24 protein-coding genes are annotated in these 26268 nt (G+C 69.4%); 13 read left to right on the top strand and 11 right to left on the bottom strand.

The window, feature by feature from the left end; genetic code table 11:
* Nucleotides 1-118: 118 nt before the first annotated feature.
* The gene (locus ABS772_RS12920) at nucleotides 119-583 is read left to right on the top strand and encodes an Rrf2 family transcriptional regulator (RefSeq protein ID WP_350395050.1); all 465 of its coding nucleotides are present in this window, start codon (nucleotides 119-121) and stop codon (nucleotides 581-583) included.
* Nucleotides 573-1481 carry an NAD(P)/FAD-dependent oxidoreductase gene (locus ABS772_RS12915; protein WP_350395048.1) on the top strand — a complete coding sequence of 303 codons (909 nt, stop codon included), beginning with the start codon at nucleotides 573-575 and terminating at the stop codon, nucleotides 1479-1481. The genes ABS772_RS12920 and ABS772_RS12915 overlap by 11 nt, the downstream gene beginning before the upstream one ends.
* 1137 nt (nucleotides 1482-2618) lie before the next feature.
* Here ABS772_RS12915 and ABS772_RS12910 read toward each other — a convergent pair.
* The 6 genes from ABS772_RS12910 to uvrB form a co-directional block, all read right to left on the bottom strand.
* The gene (locus ABS772_RS12910) at nucleotides 2619-3509 is read right to left on the bottom strand and encodes an RNA-directed DNA polymerase (protein WP_350395047.1); all 891 of its coding nucleotides are present in this window, start codon (nucleotides 3507-3509) and stop codon (nucleotides 2619-2621) included.
* 189 nt (nucleotides 3510-3698) lie between these two features.
* A complete protein-coding gene (locus ABS772_RS12905) occupies nucleotides 3699-6065 on the bottom strand; it encodes a hybrid sensor histidine kinase/response regulator (protein ID WP_350395046.1) in 2367 nt (788 codons plus the stop codon).
* Nucleotides 6066-6144: 79 nt separating this feature from the next.
* On the bottom strand, nucleotides 6145-6873 hold the full coding sequence (locus ABS772_RS12900; RefSeq protein ID WP_350395044.1) for a glutathione S-transferase: 729 nt from the start codon (nucleotides 6871-6873) through the stop codon (nucleotides 6145-6147).
* 10 nt (nucleotides 6874-6883) lie between these two features.
* The gene (locus ABS772_RS12895; RefSeq protein WP_350395043.1) at nucleotides 6884-7573 is read right to left on the bottom strand and encodes a YidB family protein; all 690 of its coding nucleotides are present in this window, start codon (nucleotides 7571-7573) and stop codon (nucleotides 6884-6886) included.
* A gap of 77 nt (nucleotides 7574-7650) precedes the next feature.
* Nucleotides 7651-7965 (bottom strand): hypothetical protein, encoded by a 315-nt coding sequence (locus tag ABS772_RS12890; protein WP_238256741.1) that lies wholly within the window; start codon nucleotides 7963-7965, stop codon nucleotides 7651-7653.
* A 139-nt stretch (nucleotides 7966-8104) separates the two neighbouring features.
* Nucleotides 8105-10861, bottom strand: a complete 2757-nt coding sequence (uvrB, locus tag ABS772_RS12885; protein ID WP_238256742.1) for an excinuclease ABC subunit UvrB — start codon at nucleotides 10859-10861, stop codon at nucleotides 8105-8107.
* A gap of 122 nt (nucleotides 10862-10983) precedes the next feature.
* Between uvrB and ABS772_RS12880 the strand changes: the two genes are divergently transcribed.
* The gene (locus ABS772_RS12880) at nucleotides 10984-11238 is read left to right on the top strand and encodes a type II toxin-antitoxin system Phd/YefM family antitoxin (RefSeq protein ID WP_350395039.1); all 255 of its coding nucleotides are present in this window, start codon (nucleotides 10984-10986) and stop codon (nucleotides 11236-11238) included.
* 14 nt (nucleotides 11239-11252) lie between these two features.
* On the opposite strand, the gene ABS772_RS12875 is transcribed toward ABS772_RS12880, so the two are convergent.
* The gene (locus tag ABS772_RS12875; RefSeq protein ID WP_350395037.1) at nucleotides 11253-12164 is read right to left on the bottom strand and encodes a LysR family transcriptional regulator; all 912 of its coding nucleotides are present in this window, start codon (nucleotides 12162-12164) and stop codon (nucleotides 11253-11255) included.
* A gap of 137 nt (nucleotides 12165-12301) precedes the next feature.
* Between ABS772_RS12875 and ABS772_RS12870 the strand changes: the two genes are divergently transcribed.
* From ABS772_RS12870 to ABS772_RS12830, 9 genes are all read left to right on the top strand, one after another.
* Nucleotides 12302-12697: a DoxX family protein gene (locus ABS772_RS12870; protein WP_238256745.1), complete on the top strand. Its 396-nt coding sequence runs from the start codon at nucleotides 12302-12304 to the stop codon at nucleotides 12695-12697.
* A 25-nt stretch (nucleotides 12698-12722) separates the two neighbouring features.
* Nucleotides 12723-13205: a VOC family protein gene (locus tag ABS772_RS12865; protein WP_350395035.1), complete on the top strand. Its 483-nt coding sequence runs from the start codon at nucleotides 12723-12725 to the stop codon at nucleotides 13203-13205.
* Between the two features lie 284 nt (nucleotides 13206-13489).
* The gene (locus ABS772_RS12860) at nucleotides 13490-14155 is read left to right on the top strand and encodes a hypothetical protein (protein ID WP_350395034.1); all 666 of its coding nucleotides are present in this window, start codon (nucleotides 13490-13492) and stop codon (nucleotides 14153-14155) included.
* Nucleotides 14142-14531 (top strand): transcriptional regulator, encoded by a 390-nt coding sequence (locus ABS772_RS12855; RefSeq protein WP_238258405.1) that lies wholly within the window; start codon nucleotides 14142-14144, stop codon nucleotides 14529-14531. The genes ABS772_RS12860 and ABS772_RS12855 overlap by 14 nt, the downstream gene beginning before the upstream one ends.
* Nucleotides 14532-14605: 74 nt before the next feature.
* Nucleotides 14606-15316: a di-trans,poly-cis-decaprenylcistransferase gene (locus ABS772_RS12850; protein WP_350395032.1), complete on the top strand. Its 711-nt coding sequence runs from the start codon at nucleotides 14606-14608 to the stop codon at nucleotides 15314-15316.
* 116 nt (nucleotides 15317-15432) lie between these two features.
* Nucleotides 15433-15963 (top strand): ankyrin repeat domain-containing protein, encoded by a 531-nt coding sequence (locus tag ABS772_RS12845; protein WP_350395067.1) that lies wholly within the window; start codon nucleotides 15433-15435, stop codon nucleotides 15961-15963.
* 101 nt (nucleotides 15964-16064) lie between these two features.
* Nucleotides 16065-17570, top strand: coding sequence for a glycerol kinase GlpK (gene glpK, locus ABS772_RS12840; protein WP_350395031.1), 1506 nt, complete (start codon nucleotides 16065-16067; stop codon nucleotides 17568-17570).
* Nucleotides 17570-18733 carry an alpha/beta fold hydrolase gene (locus ABS772_RS12835; protein ID WP_350395030.1) on the top strand — a complete coding sequence of 388 codons (1164 nt, stop codon included), beginning with the start codon at nucleotides 17570-17572 and terminating at the stop codon, nucleotides 18731-18733. The genes glpK and ABS772_RS12835 overlap by 1 nt, the downstream gene beginning before the upstream one ends.
* Nucleotides 18734-18898: 165 nt before the next feature.
* Nucleotides 18899-20584 carry a methyl-accepting chemotaxis protein gene (locus tag ABS772_RS12830; RefSeq protein WP_350395027.1) on the top strand — a complete coding sequence of 562 codons (1686 nt, stop codon included), beginning with the start codon at nucleotides 18899-18901 and terminating at the stop codon, nucleotides 20582-20584.
* A gap of 58 nt (nucleotides 20585-20642) precedes the next feature.
* Here ABS772_RS12830 and ABS772_RS12825 read toward each other — a convergent pair whose 3' ends face one another.
* From ABS772_RS12825 to ABS772_RS12810, 4 genes are all read right to left on the bottom strand, one after another.
* A complete protein-coding gene (locus ABS772_RS12825) occupies nucleotides 20643-21404 on the bottom strand; it encodes a glycerophosphodiester phosphodiesterase family protein (RefSeq protein ID WP_350395026.1) in 762 nt (253 codons plus the stop codon).
* Complete coding sequence (locus tag ABS772_RS12820; protein ID WP_238256092.1) at nucleotides 21401-21874, bottom strand: RidA family protein; 474 nt, start codon at nucleotides 21872-21874, stop codon at nucleotides 21401-21403. Before ABS772_RS12820 ends, ABS772_RS12825 begins: the two co-directional genes overlap by 4 nt.
* Before the next feature lie 86 nt (nucleotides 21875-21960).
* On the bottom strand, nucleotides 21961-24132 hold the full coding sequence (locus ABS772_RS12815) for a peptidase domain-containing ABC transporter (RefSeq protein ID WP_350395024.1): 2172 nt from the start codon (nucleotides 24130-24132) through the stop codon (nucleotides 21961-21963).
* The gene (locus ABS772_RS12810; RefSeq protein ID WP_238256094.1) at nucleotides 24129-25424 is read right to left on the bottom strand and encodes an HlyD family secretion protein; all 1296 of its coding nucleotides are present in this window, start codon (nucleotides 25422-25424) and stop codon (nucleotides 24129-24131) included. Before ABS772_RS12810 ends, ABS772_RS12815 begins: the two co-directional genes overlap by 4 nt.
* A gap of 475 nt (nucleotides 25425-25899) precedes the next feature.
* Between ABS772_RS12810 and ABS772_RS12805 the strand changes: the two genes are divergently transcribed.
* A complete protein-coding gene (locus ABS772_RS12805; RefSeq protein WP_017484092.1) occupies nucleotides 25900-26118 on the top strand; it encodes a hypothetical protein in 219 nt (72 codons plus the stop codon).
* Nucleotides 26119-26268: the final 150 nt, after the last annotated feature.

Raw genomic sequence — 26268 nt, 5'->3', positions numbered from 1 at the left:
CCGGTGGCCGGGCGCGCACGGACAGGGAGAAGGCCCGCCGGGAGGCGGGCCTTCTTGCGTTCGGGACACGCCCCGCACCCGCTTGACAGGCGCGCTCTCATGAAACATGTAAAGTTACATGAGACGAGACAGCAAGCTTTCGGGCGTCCTCCACGTGCTGCTGCACATGGCGGAGATCGAGGGGCCGGTGACGTCGGAGTTCCTGGCCGGCGTGATGCAGACCAACCCCGTCGTGATCCGGCGCATCATGGCGGGCCTGCGCGAGCGGGGCTACGTCCGCTCCGAGAAGGGGCATGGCGGCGGCTGGCGGATCGCCTGCGATCTCCAGGCCGTCACTCTGCGCGACATCTACGAGGCGCTCGGCGCCCCCGAGATCTTCGCCATGGGCAACCGGAGCGAGGCGCCCGGCTGCCTCGTCGAGCAGGCGGTCAACGCCGCGATGGACGAGAGCTTCCGCGAGGCGGAGGCGCTCCTGATGGCGCAGCTCGGCCGGATCACCCTCGCCGCGCTCAGCGCCGACTTCCACGCCCGCCTCGCCGCGCGCGGCGGCGACTTCAACCTGGAGACCGCCCATGCGGTATGATGCGATCGTCGTCGGCGGCAGCTTCGCCGGCCTGTCCGCCGCGCTCTACATCGCCCGAGGACGCAGGAGGGTCTGCGTCGTCGATGCCGGCGCGCCCCGCAACCGCTTCGCCGCCGCCTCGCATGGCTTCTTCGCGCAGGACGGCGAGAACCCGCTGGCGATGATCGCGACCGCCCGCGCGCAGCTCGCGGGCTATCCGAACGCCACCTTCGTCGCGGGGGAGGCGGTGTCGGCGCGGGCGCAGGGCGACGGCTTCCTCCTGTCGCTCGCGGGAGGAGACCGTCTCGAAGCCGCGAAACTCGTCCTGGCCTTCGGCATCGGCGACATCCTGCCCGACCTCCCCGGATTGGCGGAGCGCTGGGGCGCCAGCGTGCTGCACTGCCCCTACTGCCACGGCTTCGAGTTCGCCGGGCGCAGCCTCGGCGTGCTGTTCGCGGGCCCCAAATCGGTCCATCAGGCGGAACTGGTCGCGGAATGGGGGCCGACCACGCTCTTCCTGAACGGGAACCCGGCGCCCGACGCGGAGACCCGCGCGCGGCTCGCCGACCGCAAGGTCGGGATCGAACCCGGTCCGGTCGCGGCCCTCGCGGGCGAGGGGCCTGCCCTGTCGGCCCTCGTCATGACGGATGGCCGGACGATCCCGCTCGACGCGCTCTTCGTCGGTCCCCGGTACCGGCTGAACAGCCCGATCGCCGAGGGGCTCGGCTGCGCCGTGGACGAGGGAATGCTCGGGCCGGTGATCCGCACCGACGCGATGAAGGAGACCACCGTTCCCGGCGTCTACGCGGCGGGGGACGCGGCCCGGTTTCCCCACAGCGTGGCCTGGGCGTCGGCCGACGGCGTGACGGCGGGGGTGTCGCTGCATCAGGCGCTGGTGTTTCCGCGTCTGGCGGCGTGAGAGGGACGAGGTCGAAGGCTGCCTGACCATGATGGTCGGGCCAGACGAAGGCGCTGACCAACCCACCGGCGGCGAACAAGCCCGCGAGGCTGTAGTAGGCCTCAAGATCTAGGCACACTCGGTTGATGCCGAGTGGGCCTTCAAGTGCAACGGAATGTGTAACTGTTGTAGAAGCGATTATTATAAAAAAACTTGTTCTCGAAGGGGCTTCGGCAGGGATAAGGCCATTCGGTGCCTATAGTATGGGTCAATCCTGGCTCTAGAGTGGACCGTTATTAGTTTTAACTTTTCTGAATCAGGGCATGTTTGATTTTGAAAAATGCTTAGCAGCATTAATAGTTTTGGATGGGTGATACCTAGAGGCTTTGTCGGATTGGGCACGGAAATTATATTTTTTACAGCAGAATATGCCCTTAAGTTGCTCATCAAGTCTTGGTGAAAACTCCAGACATCGTAAGCATCTGAGTTCCGCGCGTTGTCTAAAAGTTTTTGGAGATCATCTTCGAGGCCGCCTATTTTTATCACAGGAGTCAATCCCCCAACTAAACGTCCCAACATTGCATCCGCACGCCAAACATCAAAAGTTAGCCTTAGATGCTCAACGATTAAGCGTGCATTATTATACTTAGACCCGAACCACAAAAGGCCATACACCCCAACTGCGGATTTCTGTGATATGAAGTGCTTGTTGAGTTTCGCGATTGACGTGTCGGTCAAATTCGAGCGTGATGACCGCGCATCTACTAGAGACTCGATGCTGCTTAAAATGGAAATTTCATCCACGATCCTTGAATCCGTAGCGTATGAACACATTCGCTCAAATCTTTTGGTGTGTGCAACTCGTTGAGTCTCATACGAAAGCACATTATCTCGGCAACTGGGTCGCGAGTAAAATATGTCTTCGAGCGTACGAGGGTTTATATTGGCTCCAATCTTGCGTGCCAGTGTCAATGTGCGTTTTAGTATCTTCTCCCCGGCGCCGGCATCGAATTCGCCACTTGCATATAGTTTCGGAAAGGTCTTTTCAAAAATTTTTTTCTCACGAGAAGTAGGCAAGCCTAATGTAGACTTTCTTTCAATGCGAGAAAATGCAAGATCTAAGAAGTAGTTCTCTCTAGCTCGGAAATGATTCAAAGCTTATTCGCTGGTAAGGATTTTTGTTTTTCCAGAATTGAGCCTGACTTGCCGCGTCTGGAGGATGAGGTCTATGTCTCTAAGAATTCTTCGAGCCTCAACAAAACTGTCAACACCTATATCAATATCATCCATGTATCTGACGAAGTCACATTTCCTTTTTTCTAAGTATTCATCGAGTTCATAAAGAAAGCAATGTGCGAGAATTCGAGGAGCATCAATGTTAATTTGCGGCAACCCAGTCTCTATGCGCGGCATGTAGTCCGGTTGCCATAGTAGTGATGACAAGATATATATCAACGTGTCAAGAACTACCTCTCGAACATCTATTTGACTCGAAAGAATATTCCTCAGGTGGGTGTAGCTGATAGAATCATAGTAATTTGCCACATCAGTGACTATCACGTATTTTCTCGTTTTTGTGAAATTGAGCAATGCGCGTTGGAAATTTATCCATGATCTAAAACTTCCATAACTTGGGGCTCCGTTGTTTTCCTTCTTGTTATTGGAAAATCGATGATCTTCCGGCTCAAAAAATGCTCTTTTTGATGGAGCCTTACCATGGATTTCCGAGTATAATGCATCAGATAGTCTCTGAAGAATTATATTGTCTTGACGGGAGGGGATTGTAATCTGTCGGCATAAGCCTTTTGATTTTTCCATTAATAACCGCCGAGCAGGCGCTGGCTGATAACTCCCTTCACAGACTAAACGTTCAAGTCTAAGGCATTCAGCATATGAATTGACGTGGAAATCTAAATGCTCAATTGGATCTGGTACTGGAGATTTTCTTATTGATACTCTTACCTTATGTTTCCATGTTTGCTGTAAACTTGAAGCCGAGAATACCGCTTTCAGGTCTGGCTGACGTAGAGAAAATCGAGGGGAGCGCATGTTTTTATCTGAGGTTTAAATCTGCGACCCGATTATACTCCAGGTGATTAAATTTTTCTAAATCGACTTAAGGGCTAATGCTGCATCTAGTGGGAGCAGCAGATCGGCCTTTGGAGGCCCTTATTGATTACTTGTTGCAAAATTGGTTGATTTGAATATTCTGTGAGATATTTGATAAATATAGGATTATCATTGTTGATTTACTCGTACAGCCATCTCCCGCAGCACCCGCGCCAATTCCTGCGCCGAATACGGCTTGCGCAGCAACTCGAACCCGTGCGCGTCGTCCTGCGCCAGGACGTGGCTGTAGCCGGAGGTGAGGACCACCGGGAGATCCGGGGCGCGCTCGCGCAGGGTGCGGGCGAGCGCGATGCCGCCCATGCCGGGCATCACGACGTCAGAGAACACCGCGTCGAACGGCGTCTCGGCCCGGTCCAGCGCGACCAGGGCGGCCTCGGCGTTCTCGGCCCAGACCGGGTGGTGGCCGAGCTCCTCCAGGATCTGCGTGCAGAAGCGGCCGACCTCGAGGTTGTCCTCGACCACGAGGATGCGCAGATGCGCCCCGGCGCCCGCTTCCGGCCCCGGTCCGGCGGGGGCGGGGGCTGCCAGGGGGGCGGCGACCTCGGGCAGGTAGAGGGTGAAGGCGGTGCCCTCGCCCGCGCGGCTCTTCACGTCCACGTCCCCGCCCGACTGCTTGGCGAAGCCGATCACCTGCGACAGGCCGAGCCCCGTGCCCCGTCCGACCTCTTTGGTGGTGAAGAACGGCTCGAAGATGCGGGTGAGGTCGGCGCTCGCGATGCCGGTGCCGGTGTCGATGACCGAGACCGCGACGAAGGGGCCGGCGGCACCCGCATGGCCGCGGATCGGCGGCATCGGCTTGGCCCCGTCGAGGCGCAGGGTCAGGCGGCCCTCGCCGTCCATGGCATCGCGGGCGTTGACCGCCATGTTGACGAGCGCCGTCTCGAACTGGCTCGCGTCGGCGCGGACGTAGCAGGGGGCGCCGGGCAGGTCGGTGACCACGCGGATGCGCGCGCCGGTCACCGAATCGAGCATTTCCGCGATGCTGCGCAGCCGCTCGCCCACGTCGAAGGTCTCGGGCTTGAGCGCTTGGCGCCGGGCGAAGGCGAGGAGTTGGCCCGTCAGCTTCGCCGCCCGGTCCACGGTGTCGGAGACCGCGTCGAGGTAGCGGGATTTGCGCTCGGGCGCGAGGTCGGGCCTGCGCAGGAACTCCACCGAGGAGCGGATGATTGTGAGCAGGTTGTTGAAGTCGTGGGCGACGCCGCCGGTGAGCTGGCCCACCGCCTCCAGCTTCTGCGACTGGCGCAGGGCCTCCTCCGCGTGGCGCTGCTCGGTGATGTCGCGGCCGAAGCCGTAGAGCAGCCCGTCGGCGGGGACGATGGTCCAGAGCACCCGGCGGGTGCCGCCGTCCCGGGTCAGGCAGGTCAGTTCGAGGTCGGTCGAATCACCGGATGCGAGCCGCTCCAGCGCCGCCTCGGCCGCCGGGCGCTCCTCGGGGGCGAAGAAGTCGGGCACGTGGCGGCCGACCGTCTCGGCCGGCGACCAGCCCAGGGTCCGGCTCCACGAGGGGTTGACCGCGCCGATCCGCCCGTCGGGGGAGGCCACGACCTTGAGCACCGGCGAGAGCGTCCAGACCCGGTCGCGGTCGCGCCGTTGCGCCACCACCTCCGCCTCCAGGCCGGCGGCCTTGGAATGGAGCAGGTGCTCCACGCGGCGGCGCGCCGTGATGTCCTGGAACAGCACCGCCACCTGCCGCCGCGACGGCGGCTCGATGCGGAAGGCGGCGAGTTCGAGGTAGCGCCCGGTGGCGACCAGCTCGCGCTGGAAGCGGATCGGCCTTCCGGTGCGCAGGACGTCGCCGTAGAGCGCGAGCCAGCCCTCGGCCTCCGCGCCGACGATCTCGCGCAGGCGTTTCCCCGCCACCTCCTCGATGCCGGCATGCTGCGCGTAGGCGCGGTTGGCGGTGACGTGGACGTAGTCGCTCAGGGGCCCGTGCGGGCCGTCGATGAACTCGATGACGCAGTAGCCCTCGTCCATCTGCTCGAACAGCGTGCGGTAATGCTGCTCGCTCTCGGCCAAGGCCGTGCTCTGAGCCCGCTGCTCGGTCACGTCCCGCACCACGCCGGCGAGCCGCACGGGGCGGCCGTCCGCGTCGCGCTCGATCTCGAGGGTGCGGGCGATCCAGCGGGGCAGGCCGGTCAGCGGGTCGCGGACGCGGTACACGGCCTCTTCGACCACCTCTCCGCCCACCTCTCCGGCCGCCCTTTCGCCCGAGGGGATCGCCGCCGGGTCCTCCGCCGCGAGCCGCTCGGCGAGAGCGGCGAGGGAATACTGCTCCTGCACCGGCAGGCCGTGCAGGCGGCAGAAGGCGGGGCTCGGATGCAGAACGCCCGCGCGCAGGTCGAGGGTGAAGACGCCGATCCCGGCGGCGTCCTGCGCCCGGGCGAGGGCGCCCTGCGCCGCCCGCAACGGCGTCGCGACCCGAAAGCGCGCCGGTTCGACGCTCGGTTCCGCGACGGGAGGAAGAGGCTCGGGCATGCTCACGCTTGCACCTGTAGCACGCCGCCGGGCGGTGCAAGCGCGACGGTTCGGCCGGAAAACAGACTTCGCGACAAGGTCAGCCGAGATCGAGTTCCGGGTAATGCCGGAAGATCCCCTCCTCGTTGAAGGAGAGGCACCGCTCGCTGGCGCGGTAGGCCGCGATGCGCGGCAGCCGCCCGACCCGCTCCGCATGCGCGGCGACGCGCGGGGCCTGCGCCAGGGCCCGGGCCGCGGCCTTCGGAAAGGCGTAGCGCAGGCCCTCGACGAGCTGGAACAGCGAGGTGTCGGCGTAGCTCACCGCGCCACCCACCAGATGCTCCGGCCCGGCCGGGTTGCGGGCGAGCACGCGCTCGAACCAGGCGAGGTACTTGGGGATGCGGTTCTCGCAAAAGTCCTCGGCGCGGCGGCGCGCCTCCGGCTTCTGGTCTTCGTAGTACAGGCCGACGCCGACCGGGTGATGGGTGTCGTGGGCCTCCGCCACCATGTCGGCGATCGTGAGCTGGATCTGGTGCGTCCAGACCCGGTCGGCCTCCTCCGCCCCGACGAGGCCGAGGCGCGGCCCGAGATAGAGCAGGATCGCCGCGGTCTGGCCGATGACGAGGTCGCCGTCCCTGAGGAAGGGCGGCGCGAAGGGCGGGCGCAGCGGCTCGTCCTCCAGGCGGTCCATCATCGCCGCGATGCCGCCGCCGTCCTCTTCCGGCAGGCGGGCGACATCGACGTACTCCGCCCCGGCCTGTTCGAGGGCGAGCCGCACGAACTCGCCGCGGCCGGGGATCATCGGCCAGTAGTGCAGCTCGTAGGTCATGCCCCCGCCCTCACCAGCCGCCGCGTTCCTCGCGGCTCGGGGCGCGGCCCTGGGGCGTCAGGGCGTCGATCACGCCGGGGAGGGCCTGCGCCAGCTGCGCGAGCAGGTCCTCGCGCGGCAGGCCGGTCTCGCGGCTGAGGCTGTCGACGGTGCCGGGACCCAGGGCCTCGGCGAGGCGGTTCGGCGCGATCTCGCGGTTGGGGCCGTGGCCGATCCACGAGCCGATCACGTCGCCGAGCCCGCTCCGCTCGAAGCTCTGGATCAGGCCGTCGAGCCCGCCCGCGGCGGGGCCGCTCCCATCCTGCGGCTCACGGTCGAGCCCGGCATAGGGGCCCTCGCCGGGGGAGCGGTGCCCGGAATGACCGTCGCCCGGACCGTCGAGCATGCCGGCGAGATCGCCGAAATCGCCGCCGGGATCGTCACCTTGCGCTGGCGGCCCGCTGCGGCGGCCCTGGTTGAACCCACCGAGATCGCCGTCGTCGACGCCCGGATCGGGGAAGGGCCGGCCGCCCGGCTCGGGCGATCCGCGGCCGAAAATGTCGCCGAGCCCGCCGCCCGCTCCGCCGCCAAGCCCGCCCGCGCCCTTGGCGAGCAGCAGCATGAGGAGAGCCTTCACCACCGGCGAGGCCAAGGCCCCGCCGCGTCCACCCCCCAAAACCTGTCCGACGACTCCGCCGATGACTTGATCGAGCAGCCCCATGCGTTTCCTCCCGCCGGTTCACGCCGCCTGCGGCGGCCGTGCCGGTCCAACGGCGAGCCTTGGGATGGGGTTGCGGATCAGTTCTCGTAGCTCGTGCGGAACGGCTTCGAGAGATGGTCGGTGGGGTTGGTGCGCACGGTCTTCCCGCTGCTCCGGCCCTCGGGCATCACCGAGGTCGAGGAGCGGATCGCGCTAGGGGGCGACACCTCGCCGGTCGACCGCTCGGCGGTGCGCTGGTTGCCGCGCACGGTGTCGGTGCCGGAGGGCAGGGTGCCGGCGGTGGGCTGGTCGTTGGGGTTGGCCACGCTCTGGGCCAGCGCCGGCGCGGACAGGATCAGGCTGCCGAGGAGGGCGCCGAGGGCGGCGCGGCTGAGGGGAGAGGGGGATCGCATCGGTCGGCTCCGTTTCAGGCTTCCCGCAGGGTCCGCGCCGCCGACCGGGCTCACGGCGGAGCCGCCCGGCGGTTGCAGGATCTGAAGGGCCAATCCCGGCCGGTGGCCAAGGTTCCCCTCGGCGAGGTTTCAGACGGTGTCAGCCGCGCTTGCGCCCGCCGCCGCCCTTGTAGCGGGGCTTCTGGCCGCCGAGCCCCTGCGTCGAGCGCGCCTTCGGCCGCTCCTGCCAGGGCACGGCCCCGGCCGGCAATTCACGGTCGGTGCCGGGGCCCATGTTGTCGAGGGTCGGCTTGGCGATCCGGCTGCCCTTCTGCCCGTAGCGCCCGGCCTCGCGCTCGACATCGCCCTGGCGCGCCATGGGGTCGTCGGAGACCATGAGCTCGGTGGCCTGGAGCCGCTTGAGCTCGTCGCGCAGCCGGGCCGCCTCCTCGAAGTCGAGGTCGGCGGCGGCCGCGCGCATCCGCTTCTCGAGGTCGGCCATGACGGCCTTGAGGTTGTGGCCCACCGTGATCGCGTCCTTGGCGAGCCCCGTATCGACGCGGACGTGGTCGCGCTCGTAGACGCTCTCGAGGATGTCGGCGATGCCGCGCTTGACCGATTGCGGCGTGATGCCGTGCTCGGCGTTGTAGGCGAGCTGCTTCTGGCGGCGGCGCTCGGTCTCGGCCATCGCCCGCTCCATCGAGCCGGTGATGGTGTCCGCGTAGAGGATGCAGCGGGCATCGGCGTTGCGCGCCGCGCGGCCGATGGTCTGGATCAGCGACGTCTCGGAGCGCAGGAAACCCTCCTTGTCGGCGTCGAGGATGGCCACCAGCGCGCATTCGGGGATGTCGAGGCCCTCGCGCAGCAGGTTGATGCCGATCAGGACGTCGAAGGCGCCGAGCCGGAGATCGCGGATGATCTCGATCCGCTCCAGGGTGTCGATGTCCGAGTGCATGTAGCGCACCCGCACCGAGTTCTCGTGCAGGTACTCGGTCAGGTCCTCGGCCATGCGCTTGGTCAGCGTGGTGACCAGCGTGCGGTAGCCGGCCTGGGCCACGGCGCGGACCTCGCCCAGGAGGTCGTCCACCTGGGAGCGGGCCGGGCGGATCTCGATCACCGGATCGACGAGACCGGTGGGGCGGATCACCTGCTCGGCGAAGACGCCGGCCGTGCGCTCCATCTCCCACTTGCCGGGCGTGGCCGAGACGTGGACCGATTGCGGCCGCATCGCGTCCCATTCCTCGAACCGCAGGGGGCGGTTGTCGAGGCAGGAGGGCAGGCGGAAGCCGTACTCGGCGAGCGTCGCCTTGCGCCGGAAGTCACCGCGATACATGCCGCCGATCTGCGGCACGGTGACGTGGCTCTCGTCGGTGAAGACGAGGGCGTTGTCGGGCAGGTACTCGAACAGGGTCGGCGGCGGCTCGCCGGGCTTCCGCCCGGTCAGGTAGCGCGAATAATTCTCGATGCCGTTGCAGGCCCCCGTCGCCTCGATCATCTCGATGTCGAAGGTGCAGCGCTGCTCCAGCCTCTGCGCCTCGATCAGGCGGCCCATCCGGGTCAGCTCCTCGACGCGCCCCTTCAGCTCGGTCTTGATCCCCTTGATCGCCTGCTGCAGCGTCGGGCGCGGCGTGACGTAGTGCGAGTTCGCGTAGACTTTGACGAACTTCAGCTCGTTGATCTTCTTGCCGGTGAGCGGGTCGAACTCGACGATCGACTCCACCTCGTCGCCGAACAGGCCGATGCGCCAGCCGCGATCCTCCAAGTGGGCCGGCCACAGCTCGATGACGTCGCCGCGCACGCGAAAGGTGCCGCGGGCGAAGTCCGACTGGATGCGCTTGTACTGCAGCGCCACGAGGTCGGCGATGAGCTGGCGCTGCTCGATCTTCTCGCCCAGCGAGACCGTGAACGACATCGCCGTGTAGGTCTCGACCGAGCCGATGCCGTAGATGCAGGAGACCGAGGCGACGATGATGACGTCGTCCCGCTCCAGCAGGGCGCGCGTCGCCGAGTGGCGCATCCGGTCGATCTGCTCGTTGATCGAGGATTCCTTCTCGATGAAGGTGTCCGAGCGCGGCACGTAGGCTTCCGGCTGGTAGTAGTCGTAGTACGAGACGAAGTACTCGACCGCGTTGTCCGGAAAGAAGCTCTTGAACTCGCCGTAGAGCTGCGCGGCCAGCGTCTTGTTCGGGGCGAGGATCAGGGCCGGACGCTGCGTCTCCTCGATGACCTTGGCCATCGTGAAGGTCTTTCCGGAGCCCGTGACCCCGAGGAGCACCTGGTCGCGCTCGGCGGTTCTGACGCCCTCCACCAGTTCGGCGATGGCCCTGGGCTGGTCGCCCGCCGGGGTGAAGTCGGATTTCAGCGTGAACCGGACGCCGCCCTCGGATTTCGCCGGCCGTTCCGGGCGGTGCGGCACCCAGGCCTCGCCGTTCTTGAACAGCGGGTTGCCCTCGGTGAGCAGCTTTTCCAGCGCCTCGACCGTGGCCGAGACCCCCTCCGTCGCGAGGGAGGGCGCGTCCGCCTCGGGTGCGGCCTCGGGGGCCGGGCCGTCGTCCGGCGGGATCAGGCCGAGGGCCTGGGCCAGCCGCGGATCGACGTCGGCCGCGTCGCCGATGGCGAAGCCCGCCTGCGGCGCCTCGGCGAAGCCGTCCTGCGCGATCTTCTTGTAGGCCTTCGCCTCGCCCTTGCTCCCGCGCCCCTTCCGGGCCGGCTCGGGCTGGGGCACCGGCTCGATCGCCTTCGGGCGGTTGCGGTTGAGGGCGGGGTTGAGCAGGGCGGCGAGATGCTCGTCGAGCGGCATCAGCTCGGGCCGGTCCGCCTTCGCCGTCGTCTTCGAGGTCGCCTTGGCCGGTGCCTTGGCCGGTATCTTGACTGGCGCCTTGGCCGGGCTCACGCGCGGATTCTTGGGTGCGGGCATGGCGACAATATGGGCCTGTCGGGCGGTCTCAGGAAGAGTCCGGAGAGCCCACAATTGCTGGTGCTTGCGGCCGTTTCGGGCCCGGACTAGCGTCAGGGCGGTTCCACATCAGGGAGACCGTCATGAAAACGGTCAGCCTCCGCGAGGCCGAGGCGGATCTGTCGCGGCTGGTCGAGGCGGCGTCGCGCGGCGAGCCGTTCGTGATCGCCGAGAACGGCCGCCCCCTGGTCCGGGTCGTGCCCGCGGACGCCGAGCCGCCGCGCACGCGACGCCTCGGCGGGCTCGTCGGACAGATCTCGGTCCCGGACGATTTCGACAGGATGGACCAGGACGAGATCATCCGGTTGTTCGAGGGCGGAGAGGCCGCTGTCGGCTGACGCGCGCGTCGCTCTCACCCCCGCACCGCCTCCGGCAGGTCCCGTTCCCAGGCCGGCTCGCCCGCGAACCGCTCCGCCAGGAAATCGACGAAGGCGCGGGTCTTGGCCGGGCGCCGGCCCGGCGGCATCAGGGCGTGGATCGGCAGGGTCGGGCAGGGGGCACCGAGATCGAGGGCGACGAGGCTGCCGGCGCGCAGGGCCTCCGCCACCAGGAAGGTCGGCTGGTAGACGAGTCCCAGACCGGCCGAGGCCGCGGCCACCAGAGCGGCGCCGTTCGGCGCCCGCAGGGTGCCGGAGACCGGGTAGACCCGATCGCCGAAGCGCCAGCCGCTGGAATCGGACAGGGTATAGCCGAGGCAGTTGTGCTCCCTCAGGTCCTCGGGCGCGCGCGGCGTGCCGTGCCGGTCGAGATAATCCGGCGCGGTGCAGACCAGGAGGCGGCTGGCGGCGAGGCGCCGCGCGATCAGGCCCGAATCGGCGAGCGTTCCGATCCGCACCGCGAGGTCCCAGCCCTCCTCGATCAGGTCGACCCGCCGGTCGTTGAGGCCGAGCTCGATCGTCAGCGCCGGATGCGCGGCGGCGAAGGCCGCGAGCGCCGGGGCGATCTCCCGCACGCCGAAGGAGAGCGGCACGTTGAGACGAAGGGTTCCGTGCGCCTCGACCCCTTCGGCGCCGGCCATGGCCTCGGCCTCCGCGATCTCGGCGAGGATGCGCTCGCAGGCTTCGAGATAGCCCCGCCCGGTCTCGGTGAGCGTCAGCCGGCGCGTCGTCCGGTGCAGGAGCCGCGTGCCGAGCCGCGTCTCCAGCGCCGCCACGTGCTTGGTCACGCCGGTCTGCGAAAGGCCGAGCGCCCGCGCGGCGGCCGAGAAGCTGCCGAGCGCCGCCACCCGGGCAAAGACCTGCATTCCCGTCACGCGGTCGAGCACGGCTCACCTCACTCTCTCAGGGTGAGGTGAATGGCGGGGAACGCGGATTATCGCAAGGGCACGGGCAGGGCATGGTCCGGTCACCGCAACCGCCGTCACCGCGACGGCGATCGAACCAACCGGACCCCGAGACGACCATGACCGACGCCCGCACTGCCCCCTACGCCGCCCTGTTGCTGCGTCTCACCCTCGGCGGCCTGTTCCTGGCCCATGCCGGGCTGAAGCTGTTCGTGTTCACCCCCGCGGGCACGGCGGCCTTCTTCGGCTCCCTCGGCCTGCCGCCCGCCCTCGGCTACGCGGTGATCGCCGTCGAGGCCGCGGGCGGCCTCGCCCTGATCCTCGGCCTCTACGCCCGCTTCGTCGCCCTGGCCCTGGTCCCGGTCCTGATCGGCGCCATCGTCACCGTGCACGGCGCCAACGGCTTCTTTGCGCAGAATCCCGGCGGCGGCTGGGAGTTCGCCGGCTTCTGGGCGGTGATGCTGCTGGTCCAGGCCGGGCTCGGCGACGGCCCCTACGCCCTGCGGCGGGCGTGACGAGCGGCGCGAGGAGACCGCCCCCATGAGCGAACCGATCCATCCGCAGACCCGCATCGGTCACGTCCATCTCAGGGTGGCCGACCTCGAACGGGCGCTGGGCTTCTATTGCGGCGTGCTCGGCTTCGCGCTGACGCAGCGCTACGGCGCCCAGGCGGCCTTCGTCTCGGCCGGCGGCTACCACCACCATATCGGCCTCAACACCTGGGAGAGCGCGGGCGGCTCCCCGCCGCCGCCCGGCCATACCGGTCTCTACCACCTCGCGATCCTCTACCCGACCCGGGCGGCCCTGGCCGACGCCCTGCGCCGGGTCGAGGCGGCCGGCCTCCCCCTCGACGGCGCCAGCGACCACGGCGTGTCCGAGGCGCTCTACCTGCGCGATCCCGACGGGAACGGGGTCGAGCTCTACCGCGACCGGCCGGAGGCCGAGTGGCCGCGGGACCGACAGGGCGACCTCGCCATGGTCACCCGCCGCCTCGACCTCGCGGGGCTGCGGGCCGAAATCTGACGCAAGGTGATCGCTTGAAAGCGATCACTTTGGTTCTTCGCCGGCCTCAGTCGCCGGCGCCCGCCTCCGCGGGCTCATGCTTTCGCTCCGCTCGACGCTTTACGGGGCTGACGCCCCGGAAAGCCCGCTACGCGCGGCGCTCTTGGTCGTGCCCCTTGGCGCCGCGAAGCTGCCCAAGCAGCTTCGAGCGATGGCCTTGAATCTGACGCCTCCCCGCTTGACGGCTCTGCGTCCGCGTGTACTTTGCAATGCAAAGCACGCTTCGACGCGGGAAGACAGGCCCCATGCGTGACACCCACGGCGACCTCGACAAGGCGCTCGCCGACATCGTCGCGATCCGGATGCAGATCGCGCGGGACACCGCGTTCCGCGGCCTCGGCGCGGCGACGCTCGCCGCCACCGGCGTCCTCGCCCTCGTCGTCGCGGGCGCCCAGGACGTCCTGCTCGACGATCCGACCGGGCGGCCGGTCGTCTTCTTCGGGCTCTGGATCGCCGCCGCCGTCACCGCCTGCCTCCTGATCGGGTTCGAGGCGGTGCGCCGCTCGCGCCGGGTCCATTCGGGGCTCGCCGACGCGATGGTGTTCAGCGCCATCGAGGGGTTTCTGCCCGCGGGCGGGGCGGGGCTGTGTCTGGGGCTCGTCTTCGCCCGCTTCGCGCCGGACCAGCTCTGGATGCTGCCGGGCCTGTGGCAGGTCCTGGTCGGGCTCGGCCTGTTCGCCTCCGCCCGCATCCTGCCCCGCACCGTGCCGCTCGCGGGCGCGTGGTACCTGCTCGCCGGGCTCGCCGTGCTGGCGCTCGCCAGCGAGACGCGCCACCTCTCGCCCTGGCTGATGGGCCTGCCCTTCGCCGTGGGCCAGGGCCTGCTCGCCGTCATCATCCACCGCCATTCCGGCCAAGCCGACGGACACGCTGACGGATCCGCCGACGGAGACGCCGATGCCGACCTCTGATCGCACCGACGCCCGCTTCTCCTACGAGGGGCTCGACCGCATCATCCACGAGCGGGCGCGGCTCTCGGTGCTGACCTCCCTGGTCTCGCATCCCCGCGGCCTCGCCTTCCCCGACCTCAAGCGCCTGTGCGGGCTCACCGACGGCAATCTCAGCCGCCACCTCGCCGTGCTGCAGGAGGCCGACCTCGTCAGCCTGGAGAAGGGCTACGAGCAGAACCGGCCGCAGACCCTCTGCCGCCTGACGCCCTCCGGGCGCGCCCGCTTCCTCGATTATCTCGGGGTGCTGGAGCAGGTGGTGCGCGACGCCGCCCAGGCCGCCGGCCGGCCGCAGAACGCCGCCGGCCACGACCGCTCCGGACTCGCCGAACCGGTCTGAGACGGTCTCCTCACCGCCATCCCGTCGAACGCTGCATCCCCCGCGTGTCCCGCATCTCGCCCGGAGACTTTACGATGCAAAGCCCTCTCGATCGCAGATCAGCGCTCCACGCGGCGATCATCATGGACGGCAACGGCCGCTGGGCGAGCGCCCGCGGCCTGCCCCGGAGCGCGGGCCACCGGGCGGGCGTCAAGACGATCCAGCGGGTGGCGGAGGCGGCCCCCGCCCTCGGCATCGGCACGCTGACGCTCTACGCCTTCTCCAGCGACAACTGGCGCCGCCCGGCCGAGGAGGTCGGCGGGCTGATGCGGCTGCTGCGGGCCTATCTGCGCGGCGAGACCGAGCGGCTCGCCCGCAGCGGCACGCGCCTCACGGTGATCGGCCGCCGCGACCGCCTGCCCGCGGGGATTCCGGAGGCGATCGCGCGGGCCGAGGCCGCGACCGCTTCGGGCGACCGGCTGAACCTGCGCATCGCCGTCGATTACTCCTCGCGCGACGCGATCCTCGCCGCCGCCGCCCGGCTCGGGGCCGAGGGCTTGAGCCGCGAGGGCATGAGCGCGGCCTTGTGCGAGCCCGGCGACGTCGATCTCCTGATCCGCACCGGCGGCGAGAAGCGGCTCTCCGACTTCCTGCTCTGGGAGGCGGCCTATGCCGAACTGCACTTCACCGAGCGGATGTGGCCCGATTTCACGGCCTCCGACCTCGCCGCGGCAATCGCCGATTTCACCGCCCGCGACCGGCGGTTCGGGGGGCTGAACCCGCCGATCCTGACCGCGGCGGCCTGACGCGAGAGTTCGGCCTCGCCTTTCCAAGCGTCAGGTCCCCGGCTCAGGCTGGACGCAACCGCGGGAAACGCCACATGCACCGGGCCGATCCCGCCACGAAGCCTCAAAAGATCCCGATGCAGGCCGATTCGAACGCCGACCGCCCCGCCCTCGACGACGAGACCCTCGCCTTCGCCGCCCGCGTCTTCCAGTACGCCCGGATGGGCCATGCGGAGGAACTGGCGGAGCTGTTCGGCCAGGGCCTGCCGGCGAACCTGCGCAACGACAAGGGCGACAGCCTCCTCATGCTCGCCGCCTATAACGGCCAGGCGGCGGCGGCCCGCGTGATCCTGGAGGCCGGGGGCGATCCCGAACTCGCCAACGACCGCGGCCAGACCCCGCTCGCCGGCGCCGCCTTCAAGGGCGATGCCGACATCGTCCGGCTGCTGCTGGAGCACGGGGCCCAGGTCGACGGGGCCGGCGACGGCACCCGCACGGCGCTGATGGTGGCGGCGATGTTCGACCGCACCGAGATCGTCGCGCTGCTGCTCGCCCACGGCGCCGACCCGGCGAGGCGCGACGCCACGGGGTTGAGCGCCGCCGACATGGCCCGGCAGATGGGGGCGAAGGACACCCCGGCCCAGTTGGAACGGGCGCAAGGGGGCTGACAAGCGGGCTGACCGGTTCCGGCGCACGCCGCCTCGTGTAGGATCGGGGCCGAGCCGGGATCGAAAAAATCCCGGATGCGAGGAACGCCGGGAGGGACGCCATGCCGGACGCGGTCGGGGCGATCGACCAGGGCACCACGAGCACGCGCTTCATCGTGTTCGACCGCCGGGGCACGATCCTGGCGCAGGCCCAGCGCGAGCACGAGCAGATCTTTCCCCGTCCCGGCTGGGTCGAGCACGACCCGCGGGAGATCTGGCGCAACACCCACGCGGTGATGCGCGAGGGGCTGGCCCGGGCCGGGCTGGAGCCGCAGGCGCTGGCCGCCATCGGCATCACCAACCAGCGCGAGACCGCCCTGCTGTGGGACCGCCGCACCGGCGAGCCGCTGCACCACGCCCTGGTCTGGCAGGACACCCGCACCGACCGGCACGTGGCCGCGCTCGCCCGCGACGGCGGCCGCGACCGCTTCCGCGCCGCCACCGGCCTGCCATTGGCGAGTTATTTTTCCGCCTCGAAGCTCGCGTGGCTGCTCGACCATGTCGAGGGCGCGCGGGCCAAGGCCGAGGACGGCAGCGCGCTGTTCGGCACGATCGATTCCTGGCTGGTCTGGAACCTCACCGGCGGCCCGCAGGGCGGCCTGCACGTCACCGACGTGACCAATGCCAGCCGCACGCAGCTGATGTCGCTCGCGACCCTCGACTGGGACGACACCATGCTCGGCGTGTTCCGCATTCCGCGGGCGGTGCTGCCGACCATCGTCGCCTCGGGCGGCGTGTGCGGGGAGATCCGCGACCCGTTTCCCGGCGTGCCGCTCGGCGGGATTCTGGGCGACCAGCAGGCGGCCCTGTTCGGGCAGACCTGCTTTTCCGCGGGCGAGGCCAAGAACACCTACGGCACCGGCTGCTTCGCGCTGATGAACACCGGCCCCGAGCCCGTCGCCTCCTCCGCCGGGCTCGTCACCACCGTGGCCTACCGGCTCGACGGGCACCCGCCGGCCTACGCGCTGGAGGGCTCCATCGCCATCACCGGCGCCCTGGTGCAGTGGCTGCGCGACAATCTCGGCCTGATCGGCGCCTCGGGCGAGATCGAGGGGCTCGCCCGCAGCGTCGAGGACAATGGCGGCGTCTACGTGGTGCCGGCGTTTTCCGGCCTCTACGCCCCGCACTGGCGGGACGACGCCCGCGGCCTCATCATCGGCCTGACCCGCTACGCCAACAAGGGCCACATCGCCCGCGCCTGCCTGGAGGCCACCGCCTACCAGACCCGCGAGGTGCTGGAGGCGATGGAGCGCGATTCCGGCTGTCCGATCGCCGAACTGCGCTGCGACGGCGGCATGACCGTCAACGACCTCCTGATGCAGTTCCAGGCCGACATCCTCGGCCGCCCGACCCTGCGCCCGAAGGTATCCGAGACGACGGCCCTGGGCGCGGCCTACGCCGCCGGTCTCGCCACAGGATTCTGGAAAACCCTCGAAGATCTTCGCGACAACTGGGCCGTGGACAAACGCTGGCATCCCCGTATCGAGGAAGAGGAGCGTCGGGCACTGTTCGCCGGCTGGGGCCGGGCGGTGGAACGCTCGTTCGGATGGGTCGAGGAGGACGCTTGATGGGTGCTCGGATACGCTCGCTTCGCGCAGCTCTGCTGGTCACGGCGATGGCGCTGACCCCGCTCGCCGCCGGCCTCGCGCCGTCTCCGGGGATCGCCGCGCCGGCCGCGTCCTATCCGAACCAGCAGGAGGGCGATTACGTCGCCGAGACCTTCAAATTCGCCAGCGGCGAGAGCCTGGACAAGGTCAAGCTGCACTACACCACGCTGGGCACGCCCCATCGCGGCGCGGACGGCGAGATCGACAACGCCGTGCTCGTCCTGCACGGCACGACCGGCACCGGAAAGAGCTTCCTGATCCCGACGCTGGGGCCGGAGCTGTTCGGCGAGGGAGCGCCGCTCGATGCGAAGCGCTGGTACGTGATCCTGCCCGACGGGCTCGGGCGCGGCGGCTCCGCGAAACCCTCCGACGGCCTCAAGGCGCGCTTCCCCCGCTACGGCTACGGCGACGTGGTGGAAGGACAGTACCGGGTCGTCACCGAGGCGCTCGGGGTCAAGCACCTGCGCCTCGTGCTCGGCACCTCCATGGGCGGCATGCAAGCCTGGATGTGGGGCGAGCGCTATCCCGGCGCGATGGACCTGCTGATGGCGGTGGCGAGCCAGCCGATCCCGGTGAGCGGGCGCAACGCCCTGTGGCGGCGCCTCCTGATCGAGGGCATCCGCACCGATCCCGGCTGGAAGGGCGGCGAGTACACCGAGCAGCCGCGCAACTTCGAGCGCATCCTGCCGATCTTCAACATCATGACCGAGAGCGTGCTCGGCCTGCAGAAGCAGGCGCCGACCCGCGCCGCCGCCGACACGGCCTACGACAAGATGATCGCCGGCTACGGGAACAAGGCCGACGCCAACGACTGGCTGTACTGGTTCGACTCCTCCTACGACTACGACCCGTCGCCGGACCTCGAGAAGATCACCGCGAAGGTGCTCGCGGTGAACTTCGCCGACGACGAGCTGAACCCGCCCCAGCTCGACGTGATGAACGCCGCCTTCGCCCGGGTGAAGGACGGGCGCTTCGTGCTGGTCCCGACCTCGCCCGAGACGCATGGCCACCAGTCCCTGCGCTTCGCGAGCCTGTGGAAGGGGTACCTCGCCGAGTTCCTGGGGCAGCCCGAGGCGACCACGGAGAAGAAGAACTCCTCGGAGCGGCCGGAGGGTAGCCGGTAACGGCCGCGGGCGGGCCGCCGCCGTCCTCGGGCCTCTCCGCCGTCCCGCGGCGGAGAGGCCCGATCACGGCGAGTTGTGCACTTTCTTGCAGAAATCGAGAGAACCTTAAGTATTCCGGTTCAGAGTGACGGGCCTGAGCGTCCCCACTCCTCTCTCGGATCCAGCATGCGTCTATCCCTTAAAGCAGCCCTGGCGGGCTCGTTCAGCATTCTCGCTGTGGTTGCTGCGGCTCAGGGCGGGATCAGCATCGTCAGACTTTCGAGCATCGATCGCGAAGTCCGCGACATCGCTGACAATTGGCTGCCTTCGGTCGGACTGCTCGGCGACATCAGCACCGCGACGCGCGACGAGCGGGTCAAGACCTACCGCTTCGTCGCCGCCTCGCCGACCGACGCGCTGGTGGCCGAGAACGAGAAGAGCGTGCGGACGAGCCAGGCCGCCCTCGAAGCCCTGCGGCGCGCCTACGAGCCGCTGATCGCCTCGCCCGAGGAGCGGGCGCTGTACCAGCGCTTCTCCGAGACCTGGGCGACCTACACGCAGCGGGTCGAGACCATCGTCGCCCTGATGCGGGAGGGACGCCGGGCCGAGGCCCTGACGCTCCTCACCGGACCCGAGGCGCTCGGCCTCGCCCAGGCCGCGACCAAGAGCCTGCAGGAGAACCTCGCCCTCAACAAGCAGGGTGCCAAGACCAGCGTCGAGGGCGCCGTCGGCAGCGCGGCCTCCGCCGCCATGACCGCCTGGATCGCCATGGCCGTGACGCTGCTCTCGGCGCTCGCCGCCGCCCTGTTCGGCTGGTTCGGGATCTCGCGGCCGATCACGCGGATGACCGAGGCGATGGGCTCGCTCGCGGGCGGCGACGCGGCGGTCGCCGTGCCGGGCCGGGGCCGCGGCGACGAGATCGGCGCCATGGCCGCGGCGGTGCAGGTGTTCAAGGACAACCTGATCCGCACCCGCGCCCTCGAAGAGGAGACGCGGGCGGCGCGGGCCGGCGCCGAGGCGCAGCGCCGGGCCGCCGCGCGGGCCCTGGCCGACGACTTCCAGCGGGCCGTCGGGGGCATCGTCGGGGGCGTGACCGCCGCCGCGACCGAGCTCCAGGCGACCGCCGGGGCCATGACCGCCAACGCCACCCGGACCGCCGGGCAATCCAGCACCGTGGCCGCCTCCGCCGGAGAGGCCGCGTCGAACGTCGCCACCGTCGCCGCAGCGGCCGAGGAACTCGGCGCCTCGGTGCAGGAGATCGGCCGGCAGGTCGACGGCTCGGCGACGCTGGCGCAGGCCGCCGTGGACGAGGCCGGGCAGACCGCGACCCTCGTGCGCGACCTCTCGGATTCCGCCGCGCGGATCGGCGACGTGGTGGCGATGATCGCCACGATCGCCGGCCAGACCAACCTGCTGGCGCTCAACGCCACGATCGAGGCCGCCCGCGCCGGCGAGGCCGGCCGCGGCTTCGCAGTGGTCGCCGCCGAGGTCAAGGAACTCGCCAACCAGACCGCCCGGGCGACCGAGGACATCACCGGTCAGATCGGGCGCATCCAGGGCGCGACCGGGCAGGTGGTCCAGGCCATCGACGGCATCTCCGGCCGCATCCGCGAGATCAGCGGCGTCGCCACCGGCATCGCCGCGGCGGTCGAGGAGCAGGGGGCGGCGACGCAGGAGATCGTGCGCAACGTCGCCCAGGCCGCGGGCGGGACCGAATCGGTCACCCGCACCATCGCCGAGGTGGCGGGCACGGCCGAGGAGACCGGCGCGGCGGCGGCCCAGGTGCTGGCCTCGGCGACCGAATTGTCGCGCCAGTCCGAGCACCTCTCGGCGGAGGTCTCCCGCTTCCTCGATACGGTTCGCGCGGCCTGAAAGCGGACAGGGCTCCGCCCTGCACCCGCCAAAGGGCTTGCCCTTCGGGTACCCTCGATTACGGGCGAAAACCCTCGAAGACCATCTGGTCCGCGTGCTCCCGCGCCAGCGCCCGCTGCGCCTCGGTGCGCACGGTCCAGGTCATCACCGGCATCTGCCCGAGGCGGCGGCAGAGATAGGGGACCGGGCCCGGCAGGTCGCCGACGCGCCAGGACAGGAAGTGCGGGCGGCTCACATGCAGGTGGAGCAGGCCCGACAATTCGGCCCGCGCCGACGGCGTCAGCAGGGCGTAGTGCGGATCGTCCTGGCTGGCCTCCGCGACGATGCCGCGGGGCCGGTCCGGGGCGATCTCGGCCAGCGTCGCGACGATTCCCGGATCGAAGGATTTGAGCGCGATCGGCGCGTCGAGCCCGGCGACCACCTCGACGGTGCGGCGGGTCAGGCGCCGGTCGCCGTCGAAGCGGGACTTGATCTCGACGACGACGGGGACGCGGCCGGCGATCTTCGCCAGGAACTCCGTCAGGGTCGGGATGCGCTCCCCCGTGCCGGCGATGGCGAGCGTGCCGAGTTCGGCCGCCGTGCGGGCGTCCACCGGTTCGGCGACGCCCGTGAGGCGTCCCAAAGCCTCGTCGTGGAACACCATCGCCTCGCCGTCGGCGCTGCGCTGCACGTCGCACTCGATGGCGTAGCCGCCCGCCACCGCCGCCTCGGCCGCGGCCAGCGTGTTCTCGGGGATGCCGGCGGCGCGGTCGTGCAGGCCGCGATGGGCGATCGGGCGGGCGGTGAGCCAGTCCGGCGCCCGATCCAACATCCCGCTCACGCGACCTCGAACATCGCTTCGACCTCGACCGCGGCGTCGAGGGGCAGCTCGGCGACGCCCACCGTCGCGCGGGCGTGGCGGCCGCGGTCGCCGAGGATCTCGACCATCAGGTCCGAGGCGCCGTTCATGATCTGGGCGAGGCCGGCGAAGGTCGGCACGGCGTTGATGAAGCCGCCGAGCCGCACGCATTGCACGACGCCGTGGTCGAGATCGCCCACCGCCGCCTGGAGCTGGGCCAGCACGTTGAGCGCGCAGAGCCGGGCCGCCGCCACGCCCTGCTCCGGCGAGACCTCGGCGCCGAGCTTGCCCTTGTGGGCCGGGTCGAGGGTGCCGTCCGGCCCGAAGCAGATCTGGCCGGAGATGACGACGAGGTTGCCGGTGCGGACGGAAGGGACGTAGTTCGCGACCGGGGCCGCCGCCTTCGGCAGCTTCAGGCCGAGCGCTTCCAGACGTTCCTTGACCGAGTTCATCGCCGTCTCCCGAGGCTTTTGTCGCTGCGGCGGTCTGAGCACGGGCGAGCGCCGACTCGCAAGGGGGAGGGGGATGGCGAGGCCCCTCAACCAGCGGTTTCCGTCACCGGCGCCTTCACCCGCGGCGCCTCCGCCGAAAAATCGTAGCGCAGGTCGGCATGGGCCACGGTGGCCGGGCGGTGGGCGACGATGACCCGCGTCATCTTCAGGTCGCGGAGCGCGGCGGCGATCACCGCCTCGGTCGGCTCGTCGAGCGCGCTCGTTGCCTCGTCGAGAAACAGGATCTCCGGGCGCCGGTAGAGGGCGCGGGCCAGGATCACCCGCTGGCGCTGGCCGCCCGACAGGGTCGAGCCCATGTCGCCGACGAGCGTCTCGAACCCCATCGGCGTGCGGGCGATGTCGTCGAGGATCGCGGCACGCGCCGCACATTCGCGGATCCAGCCGGGATCGGGCCGCTCGTCGAAACAGGCGATGTTCTCGGCGATCGAGCCGGCGAACAGCCCGTCATCCTGCATCACCCCGGCGATGCGGGCGCGGTAGGCGGCCAAGCCCCCGGAGCGGATGTCGCGCCCGTCGACCAGCACCGCGCCCTCGGAGGGCGGCAGCAGGCCCATCAGGATCTTCATCACCGAACTCTTGCCGCAGCCCGAGGGGCCGGTGATGGCGAGGCTCAGGCCCGGCGGCACCTCGAGGCGTAGGTTGCGGAACACCCAGGGCTCGTCGTCTCCGTAGCGCAGGGACAGGCCGACGGCGCGCAAGCCCGCGCCGCGGGCCGGCGGACGCTCCCCGGCGGGGAGGAGGGCAGGCCCTGCGACCGGCGCCGCCGCGGCGGGCATCGGTGCGGCGGCCTCCTCCGGCTCGGTCATGACGATGTCCGAGAGCCGGTCGGTCTGCACGTTGAGCATCCGGAGCTGGAAGCCCGACTGGATCAGGGTGCCGATGCGGGTCGAGAACTGGTCGCGGTAGGCGAGGAAGGCGACCAGCATGCCGAGCGTCATCGACTGGTCGATCACGGCCCGCGCGCCGAGCACCAGCAGGATCAGCCGGTCGGCGCCGAACAGGAACTCGTTGCCGCGCCCGAACACGAGGTCGAGCCGCTGCAGCCGCAGCCGCGCGTTCAGCGCCTGCACGAACTGGTTCATCCAGGTGCCGCGGCGGCGCTCGCGCAGGTTCAGGAGCTTGACGCTCGCCATGCCGCGCACGGTCTCGATGAAGTGGCTCTGCTGGCGCGCCTCCGCGACGATCGCCTCCTCGGTGCCCTCGCGATACGCCTTGTAGGCGGCGATCCGCAGGCCGGCGTTGAGCGCGGTGGCGGCGAGCGCCACGAAGGCGAGCCAGCCGCCGTAGAGGAACAGCATGATCAGCATGCCGACCGACATCAGCCCGTCGAGGAGCGCCTGGACGAGGTCGGTGGTGATGCCCTTCTGGATCGTGGCCAGCGTGCCGAAGCGGGAGATCACGTCGCCGACATGCCGCTTCTGGAAATAGTCGAGCGGCAGCCGCGAGAGGTGGTCGAACAGCGAGCCCGACCACTGGTAGTTCAGCTTCGTCCCCGTCAGCATGATCGCCCAGCTGCGGGCGACGCCGAGGCCGAGTTGCAGCATGAGCAGCAGGGCGAGGCCGAGCGCCACGACGAGGAGCAGGTCGAGGTCGCCGTTCACGATCACCTCGTCGATGACGATCTGCGAGGCGATCGGCATCAGGATCGCGACGAGTTCGATCCCGAGCGACAGGACGAGGATCTGCGTCATGGCCGAGCGGATGCCGGCCATGCCCCGGAACAGGTCGGACAGCGTGAGGCCCGGCGCCGCCTTCTCCCGCACGAAGCTCTGGTTCGGGCTCACCTCCAGGGCGACGCCGGTGAAGTCCCGCGAGGCTTCCGCGAGGCTCAGACGGCGGCGGCCGCGGGCGGGATCGTGGATCACGATCTCCCGGCGGCGGACGGCAGCCAGCACGACGAAGTGGTTGAGCCCCCAGTGCAGGATGCAGGGCAGGCGCAGGCGGCCGAGATCGGGCAGCTCCACCCGGAGCGCCCGCGTCGAGAGCCCCATCGTGCCCGACAGGTCCATGAGGTTTCGCAGGGTCATGCCCTTGAGCGACAGGGCGTGGCGGGCGCGCAAGCTTCCGAGATCGACCCGGCGGCCATGGTAGCCCAGCACCATGGCGAGGCAGGCCATGCCGCACTCGGCGGCCTCCGCCTGGAGCACGACCGGCAGGCGCCGCCGGAAACCGAACTGAAGATCCGACAGCAGACTCACCGCTCCCCTCCTTCCGTGACGAGATCGACGCTGCGCTTGACGCGGTAGAGGGGGTCGAGGAGCCAGCGGTAGAGCGGGCGCTTCTCCAGCGCGATGTCGGCCTCGACCCGCATCCCGGCCTCGAGCCGCCGCTGCTCGCCGTAGGCGGTCACGCTGTCGGCGTCCGGCCGGACGATGATGCGGTAGACGCCGCCTTTCCCCGCACCTTTCGCGGCGTCGCGCGCCGCCTCCGGCTGGGCGGCGCCGTCGCCTTCGAGCGGCGCGCGGGTCACCTCGGTCACCGTGCCCCGGTGCAGGCCGAAGCGCTGGAACGGGAAGGCGGCGTAGCGCAGCATCACGCCGGCGCCCGGCTCGATGAAGCCGATCGCCGAGGAATCCACGAACAGGTTCGCCTGCATCCGGCCGTCGCTCGGCAGCAGCGTCAGCAGGCTCGCCCCCGCCGCCACGGTCTGCCCGGCCTGCGCCCGGATCGAGGTGAGGATGCCGCGCTCGGGCGCGCGCACCTCGATGGCGCGGCGCGCCTCGCTCTCGGCCCGCTGCTGTTCGAGCTGCGCGGCGCTGCGGTCGAGTTCGGCGAGGTCGCGGGCGAGCGTCTCGTCGAAGGTCGAGAGCTTGGCCTTCAGGTCGCCGAGCTTGCCCTCGACCTGCAGCCCGCCCTGGCGGAACTGCGCCAGCTGCGAGGTCGCCTGGAGGTAGAGGTAGTTCTGGCTCTGGAAGTCGGCCGCGCGGGCGAAGCCCCGGGTCACGAGGTCGGCGAGTTCGTCGGCCCGGGCCTTGAGCGGCGGCACGAGCTTCTCCTGGAGCGCGAGCTGCTCGTCGATCTTGGCGCGCTGCGCCTCCAGGTTGGCGATCTGCTCCCTCAGGCCCTCCTTCTCCGCCTCGGCCATGGCGGCGCGGGCGGCGCGCTGGCGCTCGACGCTCTCCCGCTGGCGGCCGAGCTGGGCGATCACCCGCTCCTGGGTCGGGCCGCTGGCGGAGACCGCGTCGAGGTCGATGGTGAAGAGGAGCTGGCCGCGCTCGACCCGGTCGCCTTCCTTGACGCCCGACGCGCTGACCCGCCCCGCGAGCGGGCTCGCCACGGTGATCAGCCCGATATCGGGCGCGAGCAGACCGTCGGCGTGGACGCGGCGGGTGTAGCTGCCGAGCCAGGCGTAGAGGCCGACCAGGACGACGAAGGCGAGGCAGAGCCCGACCACGACGCGGACGGAGAGCGGCTGCACCACCTGGGCCTCGCCGAGCCAGGCGCTCCGGCGCGCCTCGACGACCTCGTGGCGGAAGAGCGGCGCGTTCACGGCCGCGCCTCCCCGAAGCCCGCATTCCGGCCTGCGACAGCGCGGCAGGCTGCGTTATTCTGACGCATGGGTGTCGTAATCCGCAATCATTTCAACTTTTTACCGGGCGGCGCGGCCGGGCCGGCGTTCCTGCCCCGGACAGGTCAATTTTTGCTCCCCGGACCCGGGGCCGGCGGATGTCCCACCCGGCCTGCCCCGGACGAAAGCCGAAAGGCGTAGAACGCGGGAACGATCCCGCCAGCCGGCGACCGCCGCCGCGCTTTCACGACCAGCGGTGGTGATTTCGAAGGGCAAGATTTGTCCATCAGTGCGTTTCCGTTCCGATCCGTTCCGATCCGCGAGCGCAAACCGGGTTGCCTGCCGGAATAATATCCGTACCTTATCCAGCAGAGCAGCGCAGCAACGCCGCTCTTATTCCACGGGAAGACATAAATACAGAACGATCTTCCAATATCGTACGGACTAAGGAGAACACATGCAGCAGAACATTGACACCATCCGTGAGCTGAACGCTGCGGAGCTGGATCAGGTCGGCGGCGGTCTGTCTCTCGGCGTCGGCGTGGAACTCGATCTCAGCCAGGAACTCGGTGCCGTCTCCGGCACGATCGATCAGGTCGGCGGCCTCGTCGGCGGCACCCTCGACACCGTGCTCGGCGCGGTGGGCGGTCTCCTGGGCGGCGTGCTCGGCAAGTAGCCCCTCAAGTCGCCTCTGAGGCCGGCCCCGGATCGGGGCGAACCTCAGGGCTGTCTGCCCTACGGAAGCGGTCGACCCCACCGCTTCCGTAGGGTTCATCGGTCGTGCGCGGCCCGTGCGCGCCGTCGCGCGCGACGTGATGCGCCGCTC

Origin of the sequence: Methylorubrum podarium (assembly GCF_040270385.1) — a bacterium.
Lineage (GTDB): Bacteria > Pseudomonadota > Alphaproteobacteria > Rhizobiales > Beijerinckiaceae > Methylobacterium > Methylobacterium podarium.
This window is presented reverse-complemented; position numbering and strand designations above follow the sequence as displayed.